This is a genomic window from Exiguobacterium sp. SRB7LM, assembly GCF_015712685.1.
In the GTDB taxonomy this organism is placed as follows: Bacteria; Bacillota; Bacilli; order Exiguobacteriales; family Exiguobacteriaceae; genus Exiguobacterium; species Exiguobacterium profundum.
The window spans coordinates 2647414-2662618 of the sequence record NZ_VWVR01000006.1 but is presented as its reverse complement, the minus strand read 5'-3'; the positions used below and the strand labels follow the sequence as shown (position 1 = coordinate 2662618).

The following is a 15205-nucleotide window of genomic DNA, read 5'->3' as shown; positions in this document are numbered from 1 at the left end:
GTTAAGGGGGAACTCATTGTGATCGAAATCAAAGTACCGGAATTAGCAGAGTCCATTACGGAAGGAACGGTCGCGACATGGCTCAAACAGCCAGGCGACCAAGTCGAAAAAGGGGAAGCGATCGTCGAGCTCGAGACAGATAAAGTCAATATCGAAGTCCCGGCTGACGAAGCGGGTGTGTTAGAAGAACAACTTGCCGGAGAAGGGGACACGGTTCAAGTCGGTGAAGTCATCGCACGTCTCGGTTCAGGTTCTGGTGGCGGAACGGCTGTCGCGACGAAGACGAAGACGGAAAACGCGACAGAAACGAAAACAGAAGCACCGACTGAGAAAAAGACAGAGTCTATTGAAGAAGGCAAGAAAGTCGAGAAACGTGAAGAGCACGTGGCGAGCCCGGGTAAAGGACCAATCGCGACACCTGCTGCACGCAAGCTCGCTCGAGAGAAAGGTATCGACCTTTCAGCTGTCCAAACGAACGATCCAATCGGTCGCATCAACGTCCATGACGTTTCGAAACATGAAGACAAACCAGCCGTGAAAGAGCAGAAACCAGCTGCTGCCACTCCGGCACCACAACCGGCAGCGAGTGGAAAAGAAGAAGAGCGCATCAAAATGACACGTCGTCGTCAAACGATTGCGAACCGCCTCGTCGAAGTGCAACAGACGGCAGCGATGCTCACAACGTTCAACGAAATCGATATGTCGGCGGTCATGGCACTTCGTAAACGTCGCCAAGAGAAGTTCGTGAAAGACAACGATGTCAAACTCGGCTTCATGTCGTTCTTCACGAAAGCAGCAGTGGCAGCTCTCAAGCGGATGCCTTACTTGAACGCTGAAATCCAAGGCAACGAAATCGTCTTGAAGAAATATTATGATATCGGGATTGCCGTCTCGGCTCCAGATGGTCTCGTCGTTCCGGTCGTCCGTGAAGCGGACCGCAAAAACTTCGGGGAAATCGAGAAAGATATCCTTCACCTCGCGGACAAAGCGCGTAACAACAAGCTCGGGTTGAGTGATTTGACAGGTGGTACGTTCACGATCACAAACGGTGGCGTGTTCGGTTCACTCCTCTCAACACCAATCTTGAACGGACCGCAAGTCGCTATCCTTGGGATGCACTCGATTCAACTCCGTCCAGTCGCCATCGATGCGGATACAATGGAGAACCGTCCGATGATGTACGTGGCACTCTCGTATGATCACCGAATCGTAGATGGTCGTGAGGCTGTGACATTCCTCAAGCACATCAAAGACATGATTGAAGATCCAGAACAATTGTTGTTCGAAGCGTAAGAACAGGAAGTACTCGCTCCTATATAGGGGCGAGTGCTTTTTTACGTCAGGTTTTAGAAAAAATCTTATTATAGGTTTTTTTGTTGAGTAAATATTTATGATGAAAATCAACGAGAAAAGACAATCGCGTCGATGCGATGCAACTGATCACCCATCAAAAAGTCTTGGTGACAGAAAAAGCGGGTGCCACCTCGATGACACATGAAAATCTGAAAGAGGTTCGTGACTATTTGGAGTTGTTGCGCGACAAGAATAAAATCAAAAACGATGACTATCTTCAACTCGGCGGAATCATTGAACGATGGGAACAAGCCATCTTCGATGAGAGTGATCAAGAACAGGACGTATTGTTAGAGGAAATGTATGCTGTCATTGAATTCTCGAACGGACTGGCGACACGTGCAGAAGAAAGACGTGGATACGGAAACGGAAGAATAAGCAAAAGGAGTTCATCATGAACTCCTCAGGCTGTTGACGAACCAAATCGCCATGTGCGATTTGGTTCGTCTTTTTTTAGGTTCAACGAGCTTGAGGCGCTCTGCCCGACAAAAGATTGAAGAAATGTTATGTAGACGGTCCTTTCTGGCCAACAGGTTGGCCAGCTTCTTCATGTTTTGTGCGGTGGCTGCCACCAGATTGGCACGTTGGACCTTCGCGGTCCCCCTGTAGAAGGTGAAACGGAGCCCGTGGAGCTCTTTCCCATCGGCGAACGAGCGCTCGACGGTCTGCGGCCGCAGTCGGTAAAGGGATCTCCCGGACGCGGACAGGCGGTTCTCGTTCACCTGCTCGCGGTAATGTTCATCGACGTGGCGTGTGATGTCCCTTCGGTGCGTCCGGCTGGACGTGCACTTCTCGAGGAGAGGGCAGTTCTGACAGATGGAGGGGTCGGAGACGTAATGGTGATAGCCGTGGCGGTCCGTCGTCTGATAGGTGAGGCGCTGTCGCGCCGGACAGAGATACGCATCTTCCTCGGGCAGGTACGTGTACCGGGTCTTGCGGAACATCCCCTTCTTCCCACCGAAACGCCTCCGGGCGATGACCCCGAAGATGCCCCGTTCGACGAGCGCCTTCGCAATCCCGGTCGTGAAGTAGCCTGCATCGAGCGCGACCGCCTCGAGCGGGAAATGGAAACGTTCGAGGACATGGTCGAGCCGATTGAGATAGACGGTGCTGTCCGAGACGTTCCCGGGTGTGACGTGTACATCGACGATGAAATTGTGCTTGGCGTCGACCGTCCGATGCGCCAGCCAGAAAAAGCCTTCCGGCTTCTGGTCACGATACATGTATCCCGCATCCGGGTCGGTCCGGCTCACCTTGACGAGCCGGCGCTCCCTCTTCTCAGATGCCGGTTTCAGTTCTTTTTTCCGCGTTCGGCCCGTCCCTCGTTCACGCGGGTGAGAAGCTCGTCCTCGATCGCACCGACGACCCGTTCGACCTCGACCTTGTCGAACTTCTTCTTGTTCGCGTTCGCCCGGATGTGCGTGGAATCCGTGATCAGGATGCGCCCGGAGACGAGACCGTGAGATTCCGCCTGTCGGACGATGTCCTCGAAGATTTGTTGGAACACGTCGTTCCCCTGGAAGCGTCGGCGGTAGGCCTGGCTGATCGTCGAATGGTCGGGAACCTTCTCATCGATGCCGAGACCGAGGAACCAGCGATAGGCGAGGTTCGTCTGAACCTCCCTCACGGTCTGCCGCACGGAACGGATGTTGAACAGGGGTCCGAGTAGGATGATCTTGATGATGATCTCCGGGTCGATGCCGGGCGTACCGGTGTTCGAATAGAGCGGGGCGCAGAGCCGGTGGACGATCGAGAAGTCGATGTGGCGGTCGAGTCTCCGGACGAGATGATCCTGCGGGACCAGCTGGTCCAACGTGGTCTTCGACTGGATCGGTTCATGTCGCTTCTCGGAATGGGCGCGATACATATCGGGTACCTCCTTTTGATGACGGGCGAACGTGGTGTTTATCTTCTTCATTCCCCGTTTGGACCGGTTCGAAGTATGTATCGGGCTTTTTCTTCGGCCATCGAGGCCTCAGAAAAAGACAAATGGTCGCCAAAGGTGGCGACCATTCGTGTGGCTCGTCCCACGGCGCCCCGACTCCTGCAGGAAAGCAATCCGACGGAGACCCAGCAGCGACTTGAGTCGCGATGCGGCTCCGGGATTGCCTGCGGAAAGCGTGGGCGCCGGAAGGACGAGTTCGTACATCTTATTTGTCAACAAGCTGAACGAACGCTCAAGCGTTCGTTCTTTTAATATGCACGGTAATTCCGTCTTCATCGGTCAACGACCATTCAGACGATATTCCGCCTAACGCCCGGTTCGTCTCTTCATTGACGAGCAGCGTCCATGCTTCGATTCCGGTCTCCATTCCCATAGGATCGCTCGGACGGGCCCACACGTTCGTCCCGATGTGATGGTGATAGCCATCAGCTGCTAGGAAAAGTGCGCCTGGATAAGAATCCGTCGTAATGGAGAACCCAAGCCGATCATGATAAAAACGTTTCGCCGCCTCGATTGAGCGCACTTTAAAATGCACGTGCCCCATCGTCGTTCCGATCGGTAAACCAGTAAACGACCGATTGGCTGCCGCTTGAAGCATCGATTCATAGTCGACAGGCTCGGTCGCCATTTTCACATGGCCGTTTGCCTCGTACGACCATTGGTCCTTCGGGCGGTCGGCATACAATTCAATCCCGTTTCCTTCTGGATCGCTCAAGTAGAAGGCTTCACTCACGAGATGGTCGCCTTGCCCCACTTCGATGCGTCGCTCAATGAGATGCGCCAACATGCTTCCTAACTCTACACGGTTCGGGAACAGAATAGCTAAATGGAACAAGCCTGCCGCCCGTGGATTGGTTTTCGCTTGCGGGACACTGTGCAGGATGACAAGCGGACGTTCCTTCGTACCGAGTGTAATGAGCTCTTCGCTCTCTTCTAAAACACTCATTCCAATCACGTCTACGTAAAATCGTGTCACCTGTTCAATGTCACGGACTCGAAGCGTTACCGGACCGAGTTCGATTTTTTCGATTTTCATATATCATCACCTCCCCTTCACTATACCCGCTCGGTCGATGTTACAGAAGTAGGCACAAAAAGGTGGTATAGTTACTTCAACGATACTATTGGAAAGGAAGAGCGACGTGACTAACATAACAAGCTGTGAAGTCGATACGGCACTCGAACTGATTACAGGAAAATGGAAACATTCCATCCTCCTCGTGTTGATCAATGGAGATACATTGCGTTTCAGTGAGTTGAAACGCGCGTTACCAAAAATCAGCCAAAAGATATTGACCGCACAACTCCGCGACTTAGAAGAACAGGATATCGTCATCCGGACCGTCTATCCAGAAGTTCCACCACGTGTCGATTATCGCTTAAGTGAGTACGGGAAAACACTGATCCCGATTCTCGAAGCGATGAACGAATGGGGAATGCGTCATGCCGAACGGATGCGCTCTAATTAGTTGTCCACATGTGGATAACCCATTTTTCTACTGAACATATCACTTATCCACAGGAGGTTGTCATGATTCGTTATCCACAGTTAACCGGTCATCAAATTGGTGTCACCGCCCCTTCGTCAGGTATACCAGAAGAACTGCACCATCTATTGCATCAAGCGGAACATAAGTTTTCCAATCGAGGGTTCACATTGCAATTCACTCCGAATGCGTGGAAACAACGATTTGGGAAGTCCGCTCCGGCTCGGGTCCGTGCACATGAACTGACATCTCTACTTCAAGATGACAATGTCGACTTGATTGTTCCGCCCTGGGGTGGGGAACTCTTAATGGAAATCCTCGATCACATCGAGTGGCAGTCCTTGTCCGCAAAATGGATGCTCGGTTATTCGGATACGAGTCTATTACTTTTTGTGTATACGCTAAAAACCGGAATCGCCTCCGCCCACGGTCCAAACTTAGTCGACTTGCGTGCCGATATGTGGGACGAGACGAGTTCACGCTGGCTCGATGTATTGTCGACGCGGACCGACGAAACGGTCATCCAACGCTCGTCCGAGAAGTTCCAAAACGAATGGCAGCATGATAATCCGACGCCACATCTGTTTCATCTGACGGAGACGACCGAATGGAAAGCGATCGGTGGTCAGAACGCAACGGGGCGCTTGCTCGGTGGATGTCTCGATGTGCTCTTACATACAATCGGGACACCGTATGGAGACGTCAAGACGTTCCAACGCGATCACCTGAACGATGAACCGATTCTTTGGTATTTTGAGAACGCTGAGCTGAACGTCCCAGCATTAAAAAGGACCCTTCTTCAAATGAAGTGGGCCGGTTGGTTCGAGCAGACGTCGGGTATTCTATTTGGACGGAGTGACGCCCCCTCTGTGCATCAAGACTATACGGTCGAAATGGTATATGAGGAGCTTCATCATATGTTAGAAGTTCCTATCTTTTTTGATATCGATTGCGGACACGTCCCCCCTCAGATGACACTCGTCAATGGGGCCCACGCTTCTGTACAAGTCGAGCATGGCAAAGGAACATTGATTCAAACGTTCAAGGGCTGATTCGTCAGCCCTTGATTTGTTGTAGCAATGTCTCTAAACGTTTTCGAAACAGTCCTTGCGGGAATTCAGCTACTTGTTCTTCGATGACTGGCACCCAGCCATCCCCACAACCGTTCAATGTTCCCCTTAATAAACCTTCGTAGTAAATCGCGATATCGACTAAGCTATGTGTTTTCCACTCGTCTCTGTTTTTCCATAATGCCAATAAACACTCTCTTCCCATTTCCGTTTCCCCTCGAAAAGCGTAGTACACACCTTTCGCCATCGAAATCGCTGCAATAAATGGTTCGACATCTGTCGTGAGGGATTCCATCAATTTGATGTTCTTTCCTAATAGTTTGACATGTCGATATTCCATCGCATAGAGCGCTTCAGAAAGTGCCACTTTGATTTCAGCCAAACGATCTTCCGTGAACTGAATATATTGCTTCGCCTTTTGTAACGACTCATGAATTTTCTTCTCATCGTTCAAATAGAGCGCACAAATCGAAATGGTGCGATATACGTCGTCCGCACGGTAGTAGATTCTTGTCCGTGTCATATACTCGAGCACGTCTTCAAGCTGTCGAATTGCCCCTTCTAAATCCTCATCACAAAGAAGATTCTTAAATACAATTAACATGGCATATTCAGTTCGGGTCTTTGTTTTCATATATTTTGCATCAAGTAGTTCTATCGCTTCAATCCGTTCAATCGATTCCTCGTAGCGATTCCACATCAATAAATAATAAGCCTGGCTAATTCGTCCCATCGCCAATTCTTCGGACTCACCTAGCTTCTCAAAAATCTCAATCGCGCGTTCATAGTAAGCTAGTACTCTCTCACTCTCGCCCTCTTGAAAGTACGTATCACCGTACAGCATATATGCTTTTCCTTGCCATACGGAGTTCATTTCTTCCTGTAAGTAAGGCTTGAGCATTTCCCGAATTTTTTGATCCGATAGTGAAATGAGTTGCATCTCCTCAAATTCTAGCTTTTCCACCAGCGACTGTAGTTCGACCTCTTTTGGATCGGTCAATAACTGTTGCATCGAGACATCTAATCGACTGGCAAGTTCTCGTAAACTGCGCATCGATGCCTCTGCTTTTCCGTTCTCAATCATACTGAGCATCGATTTTGTGACAATCCCTTCCGCCAGCTGCGTCTGAGTCATTTTTTTCTGTTTTCGCAATGCTTTGATGCGCTCACCAATCATATGTCACCTCTAAAAGTTAAATTATATTGAACTTTATATTTACAATTTACTTCGTTGCCTTTATGATAATGTTAAATCACATTTAACTAATTTGCAAAGGAGTGTTCCTATGAAGTTTCTCTCTTCCAATCTATCAATTTTACTGCTCGGTAAATTCATGTCGTTATTCGCATCCAACTTATTTACGTTTGTGGCGGGACTCACGGTGTTGACGACGACCGGATCTGGGCTCCAATTCGCCTTCGTTCTCCTCGCAGGTACATTACCCCGTGTGCTTTTATCCCCATTCGCCGGCGCTTATGCAGACAAACTTGACCGCAAGCGAGTCATCATTAGGATGGAGTCTTTGAACGGAGGATTATTTTTACTCGCAGGTGTTGGAAGTTTACTTTGGACGTTTGAAGCACCCGCTTTTTACGTCATCACATTCTTCTTAGCGATCGTTTCCACTTTCTTATCGGTCACGTTATCAAGTTCGATTCCCCTTTTATTTGAGGAAGATGAACTGCAACGCGCCAACTCTCTCATTCAAAGTATTATCTCCATCTCAAGCATCGGTACCCCGCTTCTTGCCGGGGCACTGTTTAAGCTTATACCGATTCCTGTCTTTTTGTTCAGTTCAGCTCTATTCTTTATGATTGCCGCACTTCTCGCCTCTCGACTTAAATTTCATCAGAAAGAGGTTGCACCCACCGAACAATCGACTTGGGAAGACGTACGGTCCGGCCTGTCTTACTTGAAACAACAAAGAGTCTTGTGGACAGTTGCCGTCCTCGCCGCATTTTTGAACTTCTTCTTCGTCGCATCGGAAGTGTTGTTCCCGATTGCAGCGTTACAAGAAGTCGGTGTGTCCCCGTTTCAATTCGGACTCCTTGAAAGCATGGTCGCCATTGGTTTTTTAGTCGCTTCCTTACTTCATGCCTTACCGTTATTCAAAATCAAACATCGCTTAGCAACGATGCGATCCGCGTTGACCATTCTTAGCGTTCTGTTCGTCGGACCCGCCATTCCATTATATTTTAACTTCAACGTCCTCACGTCAATTTTCTTTTTCGCGATCTTCGCTTTATTGAGTGGTTTCTTGATCGTACGTGTCAACATCCCGATTCAATTGTTCCTCCAAACGAATACGGATCCGAACTATTTAGGGCGCGTCATCGGTGTGCTCGAATCACTCGCGATGGGGATTACGCCGATTGGATTTATCCTATTCGGGGTAATGAGTGATCTCGTCTCTGTCGCCCATCTCTACACCGCATGTATGGTGGGTCTACTCATCTGCACGTTCGTCCTCACGTACCGAATCCGTCATGACATTCGAGCAGAACGAGATTCAGCTCAGTCAATGGATCGCGTATCATAAAAAAAGACATCGAACGAATCAGTTCGATGTCTTCTCTGTTGATGGGAGTACCCGTTTTTCTAATAAAAATGGTCCGAATGGGATAACCGATGCCATGACAGCAAGCGTCAAAACTTTGAATCCCCAGCGCAAGCGCCATGCCATGTACATCGCCGCGAGCACATACGCAACAAATAAGAAACCATGTGCTGCACCAACTATACTGACCGCGAGTGGAATACCAGCCATATATTTCAACGGCATTGCGATGAACAGTAACAACAAGAAAGATACACCTTCTGTGTAGCCAAGCCATTTAAAATGAGTCGTAGTCATATGCGTTCTCCTTTATTTCTGTAGGCTATGTCTATCGTAGCCGAAACGTGAGAGGTTTGTCACAAGAGAACGCATAAAAGTTACGAGGCTATTTGACGATTTGGTGAACGATGTAATACTTTCGTGTCGACAAAACGGCGAAGGAACAACCCGTCGACCCCAATTTTTCCAGCGTTATGACCGGCAACTAAAATCAAGACAGATACGATCAACATCGTTGGGTTCGTACTGACTGTTCCTGATAGTAAGAACGCCATGTTCATGACAAGTCCGAAGAACGCTGCGCTACGTGTGAGGGCACCGAGCAATAATCCTAAGCCTACCAAGAATTCACCGTAAGGAATCAGGATATCGAATAACCCGGCGTTTGGAATCGCAAAGTTTTCTAGGAATGCAGCCCACCATCCAGCAACGGCCGGATGTTCTCCAGAAGCGAGTGACACCGCATTGTTTAAGAATCCTTCTGTTCCAAAACCTCCCGTGATTTTACCCCAACCTGCCGTTAACCAATGATAACCGAGCCATACACGTAACACCGTCAAGATCGCTGTAGCGATGTTATGATTTTGCCAAAATTTCGTGAACATCATAATTCCTCCCTTTCAAGAAGTTAAATAAATGTATAATGTGATTACATTCACAATATACCATTCATGTTCACTATTTCACATATGTATTTTCCTTTGTTCATGATTCGTCCATATGTACGCCATATTCTATTCACATTCATCCACAAAAAAAGACACCCGATTTAGGTGTCTTAGAAGAGATTATAGTGTCACTTCTTGTGGTGGTTGACCTTTCTTGTTCATCACGCGCATCGATTCCGGTTCGATTTTTAGGATGACAAGCTTTGGATCGTCCGGACCATCGAACCATCCTTCAAGTTTCTCGTTCCATACTTTCTCTTTCATCGATTCATCATCCGACACGGTCGCTTTACCGAGGATTTCTAAGTAAGTGTCGCCCACCCCATCTCCATCGTAGCCGATTAAAATATGTGTATATGGATTCTTTTCTAGTTCTTCTACTTTATCTGTATCGTTCGAGGTTGCTGTGTAGAGTGTGAAATCATCATGGAAAAATGTCATATATCGACTGTGGGGTTTCACCTTATACACGGTCGCCATCGTCCCGACATTGCTACCCTCTAGAATTTTTAACGCTGTGTCTTTTGCACTCATTCCAAATTCCTCCTTCATGATTTGTCGCTCGTATACTGTTCCCTCAAACTATGGGATTAAACACAAAAAAACCTGCTCGCCGATGCGAGCAGGTATCATATTCCTTAGAAAGGAAGATTAGATTTTTTCAACGTTAGAAGCTTGTGGTCCACGAGCTCCGTCAGTGATTTCGAAAGTTACTTCTTGGCCTTCTTCAAGTGTTTTGAAGCCGTCGCCTTGGATTGCTGAGAAGTGTACGAATACGTCGTCTCCGCCTTCCATTTCGATGAAGCCGTAACCTTTTTCTGAGTTAAACCATTTTACTTTACCTGTGTTCATGAATGAACCCTCCTGAAATAAACGCTATGCGTTATAGTAGTGCCTTACTAGAAAAAACTTGACCAAAAAAAATACAAGCCTCTGGATTATCTAATGAAAAATAATCCCAAGCACTTGTGAATTATGATTCCAGCTATTCTTAATTAAGCACATATTGAATATAACACGACTAGATGTTTCTGTCTAGTAAATACTTCTGATTGCTAAAAAACAAGGTGAAACGGGTACATGCTAGAGAAGATGATGCTAGGAGGATTTATAATGAAAAACATTAAGGACCCACACGCAATCGCATCGATGATTGCCTCTTATTCCGATTGGTCGGAAGAAGACCTCATCCAACAAACACTTGAATGGCACCGTGCTACACGGGAAGCTTCTTACTTTGAGCAACAACAATCTATACCGTGTCGAATCCCATTGACGGAACGGATCACCCCTGTCCGCACGTCCTTTCCGCTCGAGCAAGTCGACGGCATCGTTCGTCCCGTCTGGATGCGTCGGCTCGATGCCGAATATTTGAATTTACTGCAGACGACGAAACAACGTGTTGATGTGACGGACTATGGTGCTGTTGGAGATGGAAAAACGGATTGTACCCTCGCCTTTCGACTCGCCATCCGCTCGAACCGTCGTGTTTTTGTCCCAGCAGGCGTTTATATCGTTCGGGGTATTCGTCTGCCTTCTAACTGCGTGCTCGAAGGTGCAGGACAAGACGTCACGATTCTCAAACTGTCCGATCGTGCACCGAGACATCGACGATTGTTACGAAACGCCACGCCTTTCGCAGGAAATCATCATATCGAGGTATGCCACCTGACGCTCGATTGGAATGGCGCGCGCCTAGGGGATGTGAAACGGACGACGAGCGGTGACACGACATCGAGCGCCTTGACGTTTGCCCATGTGACGTATGGATGGGTGCATCATGTGACAGCCAAAAATGCTGGGCTCCATGCGTTCGACATCACGTCTCCGCACTATCATTACTTAGGGGACGGGCTTCGCGCGGCAAACGGGAGCCGATACATCCATCTCGATCATCTCGAGGCGACAAATTATGGGGATGACGGAATCACCACACACCATAGTGATGCCATTTATATTACCAACTGCTATTGTCATCATCCTCACGGTCGAACACACGCCTTAGGGTTCTCAAACTCAAATGGGATTGAGATTGATGACGGTTCGCGGCACGTCACACTCGTTCACAATAGAACGGAAGGCTGCTTTGGAGGCATCGAAGTAAAAGCACATGGGACCTCATCTGCCGCACACGACGTTCATATCTTCGGCCATCTTTCGGTGCATGACAATCGTTCATTTAATTTCCGTCACATCGGTCATCATTTAGCAGACGATCCGAACTCAGAGACAGCCCGCTTCCTATCAGGCACAAACTTAGTGTCCGTCGAGCCGGTTCACAGTTCACTCTATACAAAATCCTCACCACGAAGCCTGGTTGTATCGGCCTATCAGGACGTCTTGATTCATGGTTTGACTGCAATCGGCGACCCGACCTACGATTACGAACAACATCCGGCACTTGCGATTCAATACAAATCGAGACGCGTTCAACTGAAACGAATCGCCGTGCGCGGGTTTACCACAGCCCGAGCCGACCTCGAACTATTTGGGGGAGATAACCGCACCGATGAAGTGACCATCGATGCCTTACGATGCCAAGAATCTGCACCTATCGCTCTAAAAATCGGTCGTCATCTCGAACACCTTTCTCTTCATCAGATTGAAGGGCAGAAAAAAAGCGGAGATGTACTCATCTCCACGAAAAGCCCGATTGATGTGCATGATTTAATCGCTCAAGGATTTTCAGACCGGGTGCGCTCAGACGTTTGAGCGGCTTCCACGAGTTGATTCAGTTTGGCATCGTCGAGTTGAAGTGAACTCTCTTTTTGTTTGGCCATCATGCGAACGATTGCTTTGTCTAAAAAGCCCATTCGTTCAAAGTCGTATCCGCTCCCGACGACCTCGACGAAATAGGCATGTTCGCGCAGCGTGTCACGATAGGCTTCTTCTAGCTCGCGCATCCGTTCCGACTCTGTCGGTGTCCCGGCACACAAATATAAAGCGAGGGGATGCTCCAGCAAGTGTGCTTCGTGAAGCGTCAACCATTCCTTCATCTCGTCTTGGATCGTGCCCATTCGAATTGAGCTCCCGACGATGACGTGATCTACCATCTCCCACGTGACGTTCGGCTCTTCTACGATATTTTGGACACGAACGTCACCCGATAGACGTTCGGCGAGTAAAGCCGCCACTTTTTCACTCGTTCCATATCTGGAAGAGTACGCGATTAAAGTACCCATGTCGTTCCCTCTTTTCATGTCAGACGTTACTTACACTATTCCCGAATCATCGAGAGAAGATACGTATGCACTTAAAAAAGCTCGCCGTCTGGCGAGCTTTTCGTCACAGTTTATACACTTGTGCTTCATAAGGACGAAGGGTGAACGCTTCTATCGGTTCCATGTTTCCGATGACACGTTCTTTCACGTCATATGGTAGCTCTCGTTGTTGTGTCTCGTCGGAGAAGTTACAGAGTACGAGCCATGTCTCACCTTCGAATGAACGTGTGAATGCATAGACCGCCTCATCTTCCGGTAACAACAGCTCATACTTTCCGTAGACGACGAGCGGGTTCGCTTTACGGAGCGCAATCAACTGACGGTAGTAATGGAAGAGTGAATTCGGATCTTTCCTTGCCGCTTCCGCATTGATGTCAACAAAGTTCGGGTTGACCTCGATCCATGGCGTCCCTGTCGTAAATCCACCATGTGCTTCGTCTGACCACTGTACCGGTGTACGTGAATTGTCACGTCCTCGCTCATGGATGCCACGGAAAATCTCGTCGTGCGTTAACAACCCTTTGGATGTGTAGTCACGGTAGGCGTTCAACGTCTCAATATCTCGGTACTGATCGATTGATTCAAACGCGACGTTCGTCATGCCGAACTCTTCTCCTTGATAAATGTAAGGCGTCCCTTTCAATAGATGAAGAAGTGTCGCGAGCATCTTCCCGGAACGAACGCGATATTCAGGCGAATCGTTTCCAAAGCGTGAGATGGCACGGGGCTGGTCATGGTTACTCCAGTACAGGCTGTTCCATCCTTCCTCTTCGAGCCCTTCTTGCCAACGCGAGAAGATTGTCTTTAACTCAGTCAACTTCCAGTCGGTCGGATTCCACTTCCCGAAGCTTCCGTTCCCGACGTCCACATGTTCAAAATGAAAGACCATGTTCAGTTCGTTGCGGTCTTCACCCGTATACAGTTTGGCTTCCTCCACACTGACCCCTGGCATCTCCCCTACCGTGATTGTGTCGTATTTCGATAAGACTTCCCGATTCATCTCCTGCATGAATTCATGGATGCGTGGTCCGTTAAAGAAGAATGGTGTCCCGTCTCCATACCCCGTTCCTTGCGTTTGACCGTCTGGATAGCTCGGGTCTTTTGAAATCATATTGATGACGTCCATCCGGAACCCGTCGACCCCTTTATCGAGCCAATATGTCATGAGGTCGTACACTTCACGACGAAGCGTCTCGCTTTCCCAGTTCAAATCCGGTTGTTTCTTACTGAAGAGGTGGAGGTAGTACTCATCACTCGCCTCATCATACTGCCAAGCGCTGCCGCCGAAGAAAGCCCCCCAGTTCGTCGGAGGTTGACCATCTTTCCCTTTTTTCCAAATGTAATAGTCACGATATGGGCTGTCTTTTGAAGAACGTGACTCCATGAACCATTGGTGTTCGTCCGAAGAATGGTTAACGACGAGGTCCATCATGATTTTAATCCCGTGACGGTGTGCTTCTTCAAGCATCGCATCAAAGTCATCCATCGTACCAAACTCGTCCATGATGGCACGGTAATCACGAATATCGTATCCATTGTCGTCGTTCGGTGAATCGTATACCGGCGAGAGCCAGATGACGTCGATCCCGAGTTCTGCCAAATAAGACATCTTCTCCGTGATCCCTTGGATGTCGCCAATCCCATCACCGTTTGAGTCATTGAAGCTACGTGGATAAATTTGATATACGACCGCTTCTTTCCACCATTGTTTCATGTTACGTCCTCCTTGAAGTTCATTTCCGTTTCAACGCTTTCATCGTACTGTCTTCAAGGATTCATGACCATCCATGATATGATTAAGATATGTACAATTTTGCTATAAAATAAGGAGACTATTATGGAAATCGGCTTTTGTGGCTATTCGTATCATACAACGACCTACACTTTTCCATTCGCCAACTTACTCGATACATATCTGATTCGCTTACAAACAGAAGGAACGGCTCGGATTGTGGTCAATGGAGAAACGATGATCACACGACCTGGTGACGTATTGATTGTCCGTCCGGGTGACTTCTATGAAATGCATGTCGATACACCCGCGAGCGGAGACTATCATATCTTTTGCACCGGACATTCAATCGACACATGGTGGCATGCGACTCCACGGAATCGACTGTATTCCATTACCATCGATCCCCGTCTCCTATCATTATGGCAACACATTACGGAAGAAGTGCGCCGTCCACCGTCTGAACAAAGTGCCGTTTTAATCGAAACACTCGTTCAAGCACTTCTGCTCATGCTCGATCGTTCGATTCAAGATGTGCATTCCCATGCGCGACCTCCAGTCGTCTCTCGCATGATGCGCTTTATCGAAGCGCACGTAACGAGTGATTTCAAAGTGTCAGACGTCGCCGCAGCGGTTGGACTCAGCGTTTCACGGACGGTTCATCTCTTTAAAGAAGGGACCGGGATGACGATCATCGAATATGCACAATCGATTCGCTTACAGCTTGCCGAAGAGCAAATGCGCTATACAAAACATTCGTTAGAAACGATTGCAGAACTGTCTGGATTTCGAAGTTACCCATATTTCCACAGAATTTTTAAACGAAAATATGGCGTCGCACCAGGGGTTTATCGTACTCTTCAACAAAAAAACGAAAAAAAATAAAAAAAGA

The 15205-nt window shown here is 48.4% G+C and carries 15 protein-coding genes and 1 pseudogene; 7 read left to right on the top strand and 9 right to left on the bottom strand.

Annotated features, from left to right (window positions below):
* Positions 1-18 precede the first annotated feature (18 nt).
* Positions 19-1293 carry a 2-oxoglutarate dehydrogenase complex dihydrolipoyllysine-residue succinyltransferase gene (odhB, locus tag F3H97_RS14400; protein WP_031421273.1) on the top strand — a complete coding sequence of 425 codons (1275 nt, stop codon included), beginning with the start codon at positions 19-21 and terminating at the stop codon, positions 1291-1293.
* Between the two features lie 137 nt (positions 1294-1430).
* The gene (locus tag F3H97_RS14395; protein WP_255541913.1) at positions 1431-1751 is read left to right on the top strand and encodes a DUF6241 domain-containing protein; all 321 of its coding nucleotides are present in this window, start codon (positions 1431-1433) and stop codon (positions 1749-1751) included.
* A gap of 123 nt (positions 1752-1874) precedes the next feature.
* On the opposite strand, the pseudogene F3H97_RS14390 reads toward F3H97_RS14395, so the two are convergent.
* Both F3H97_RS14390 and F3H97_RS14385 read right to left on the bottom strand, forming a co-directional pair.
* A pseudogene (locus tag F3H97_RS14390) lies at positions 1875-3220 on the bottom strand (IS1182 family transposase); the annotation flags it as partial.
* A 310-nt stretch (positions 3221-3530) separates the two neighbouring features.
* Complete coding sequence (locus F3H97_RS14385) at positions 3531-4334, bottom strand: VOC family protein (RefSeq protein WP_196431755.1); 804 nt, start codon at positions 4332-4334, stop codon at positions 3531-3533.
* A 106-nt stretch (positions 4335-4440) separates the two neighbouring features.
* Here F3H97_RS14385 and F3H97_RS14380 point away from each other — a divergent pair, with 106 nt between their 5' ends.
* Together F3H97_RS14380 and F3H97_RS14375 are read left to right on the top strand one after the other, a co-directional pair.
* Positions 4441-4767: a winged helix-turn-helix transcriptional regulator gene (locus F3H97_RS14380; RefSeq protein ID WP_015880434.1), complete on the top strand. Its 327-nt coding sequence runs from the start codon at positions 4441-4443 to the stop codon at positions 4765-4767.
* 62 nt (positions 4768-4829) lie between these two features.
* On the top strand, positions 4830-5837 hold the full coding sequence (locus F3H97_RS14375; protein WP_159563311.1) for a S66 family peptidase: 1008 nt from the start codon (positions 4830-4832) through the stop codon (positions 5835-5837).
* Between the two features lie 4 nt (positions 5838-5841).
* On the opposite strand, the gene F3H97_RS14370 is transcribed toward F3H97_RS14375, so the two are convergent.
* Positions 5842-7032, bottom strand: coding sequence for a helix-turn-helix domain-containing protein (locus F3H97_RS14370; protein ID WP_196431754.1), 1191 nt, complete (start codon positions 7030-7032; stop codon positions 5842-5844).
* Positions 7033-7141: 109 nt separating this feature from the next.
* On the opposite strand from F3H97_RS14370, the gene F3H97_RS14365 reads away from it, so the two are divergent.
* Complete coding sequence (locus tag F3H97_RS14365; protein ID WP_196431753.1) at positions 7142-8395, top strand: MFS transporter; 1254 nt, start codon at positions 7142-7144, stop codon at positions 8393-8395.
* Between the two features lie 18 nt (positions 8396-8413).
* On the opposite strand, the gene F3H97_RS14360 is transcribed toward F3H97_RS14365, so the two are convergent.
* The 4 genes from F3H97_RS14360 to F3H97_RS14345 all read right to left on the bottom strand — a co-directional run bounded on the left by F3H97_RS14360 (position 8414) and on the right by F3H97_RS14345 (position 10212).
* Positions 8414-8710 carry a DUF3817 domain-containing protein gene (locus F3H97_RS14360; protein WP_159563308.1) on the bottom strand — a complete coding sequence of 99 codons (297 nt, stop codon included), beginning with the start codon at positions 8708-8710 and terminating at the stop codon, positions 8414-8416.
* An 80-nt stretch (positions 8711-8790) separates the two neighbouring features.
* The gene (locus F3H97_RS14355; protein ID WP_196431752.1) at positions 8791-9297 is read right to left on the bottom strand and encodes a DoxX family membrane protein; all 507 of its coding nucleotides are present in this window, start codon (positions 9295-9297) and stop codon (positions 8791-8793) included.
* A gap of 183 nt (positions 9298-9480) precedes the next feature.
* Positions 9481-9894 carry a pyridoxamine 5'-phosphate oxidase family protein gene (locus F3H97_RS14350; RefSeq protein ID WP_143180203.1) on the bottom strand — a complete coding sequence of 138 codons (414 nt, stop codon included), beginning with the start codon at positions 9892-9894 and terminating at the stop codon, positions 9481-9483.
* 117 nt (positions 9895-10011) lie between these two features.
* Positions 10012-10212 carry a cold-shock protein gene (locus F3H97_RS14345; protein WP_015880427.1) on the bottom strand — a complete coding sequence of 67 codons (201 nt, stop codon included), beginning with the start codon at positions 10210-10212 and terminating at the stop codon, positions 10012-10014.
* A gap of 261 nt (positions 10213-10473) precedes the next feature.
* On the opposite strand from F3H97_RS14345, the gene F3H97_RS14340 reads away from it, so the two are divergent.
* Positions 10474-12072 (top strand): glycoside hydrolase family 55 protein, encoded by a 1599-nt coding sequence (locus F3H97_RS14340; protein ID WP_196431751.1) that lies wholly within the window; start codon positions 10474-10476, stop codon positions 12070-12072.
* Here F3H97_RS14340 and F3H97_RS14335 read toward each other — a convergent pair.
* Positions 12036-12542 carry a flavodoxin domain-containing protein gene (locus tag F3H97_RS14335; RefSeq protein WP_196431750.1) on the bottom strand — a complete coding sequence of 169 codons (507 nt, stop codon included), beginning with the start codon at positions 12540-12542 and terminating at the stop codon, positions 12036-12038. The genes F3H97_RS14340 and F3H97_RS14335 overlap by 37 nt on opposite strands.
* A gap of 103 nt (positions 12543-12645) precedes the next feature.
* Entirely contained in the window at positions 12646-14295 is a 1650-nt protein-coding gene (locus tag F3H97_RS14330; RefSeq protein ID WP_196431749.1) for a glycoside hydrolase family 13 protein, read from the bottom strand.
* Between the two features lie 123 nt (positions 14296-14418).
* On the opposite strand from F3H97_RS14330, the gene F3H97_RS14325 reads away from it, so the two are divergent.
* Positions 14419-15198 carry an AraC family transcriptional regulator gene (locus F3H97_RS14325; protein ID WP_196431748.1) on the top strand — a complete coding sequence of 260 codons (780 nt, stop codon included), beginning with the start codon at positions 14419-14421 and terminating at the stop codon, positions 15196-15198.
* The last annotated feature ends 7 nt before the right edge of the window (positions 15199-15205 follow it).

Excerpts from the sequence above, each read along its gene's own strand:
- F3H97_RS14325 (WP_196431748.1), top strand. The coding sequence starts at position 14,419 with ATGGAAATCGGCTTTTGTGGCTATTCGTATCATACAACGACCTACACT.
- F3H97_RS14365 (WP_196431753.1), top strand. The coding sequence starts at position 7,142 with ATGAAGTTTCTCTCTTCCAATCTATCAATTTTACTGCTCGGTAAATTC.
- F3H97_RS14350 (WP_143180203.1), bottom strand. The coding sequence starts at position 9,894 with ATGAGTGCAAAAGACACAGCGTTAAAAATTCTAGAGGGTAGCAATGTC.
- F3H97_RS14340 (WP_196431751.1), top strand. The coding sequence starts at position 10,474 with ATGAAAAACATTAAGGACCCACACGCAATCGCATCGATGATTGCCTCT.
- F3H97_RS14375 (WP_159563311.1), top strand. The coding sequence starts at position 4,830 with ATGATTCGTTATCCACAGTTAACCGGTCATCAAATTGGTGTCACCGCC.
- F3H97_RS14330 (WP_196431749.1), bottom strand. The coding sequence starts at position 14,295 with ATGAAACAATGGTGGAAAGAAGCGGTCGTATATCAAATTTATCCACGT.
- F3H97_RS14395 (WP_255541913.1), top strand. The coding sequence starts at position 1,431 with ATGCAACTGATCACCCATCAAAAAGTCTTGGTGACAGAAAAAGCGGGT.
- F3H97_RS14385 (WP_196431755.1), bottom strand. The coding sequence starts at position 4,334 with ATGAAAATCGAAAAAATCGAACTCGGTCCGGTAACGCTTCGAGTCCGT.
- F3H97_RS14345 (WP_015880427.1), bottom strand. The coding sequence starts at position 10,212 with ATGAACACAGGTAAAGTAAAATGGTTTAACTCAGAAAAAGGTTACGGC.
- F3H97_RS14360 (WP_159563308.1), bottom strand. The coding sequence starts at position 8,710 with ATGACTACGACTCATTTTAAATGGCTTGGCTACACAGAAGGTGTATCT.
- F3H97_RS14355 (WP_196431752.1), bottom strand. The coding sequence starts at position 9,297 with ATGTTCACGAAATTTTGGCAAAATCATAACATCGCTACAGCGATCTTG.
- F3H97_RS14335 (WP_196431750.1), bottom strand. The coding sequence starts at position 12,542 with ATGGGTACTTTAATCGCGTACTCTTCCAGATATGGAACGAGTGAAAAA.
- F3H97_RS14370 (WP_196431754.1), bottom strand. The coding sequence starts at position 7,032 with ATGATTGGTGAGCGCATCAAAGCATTGCGAAAACAGAAAAAAATGACT.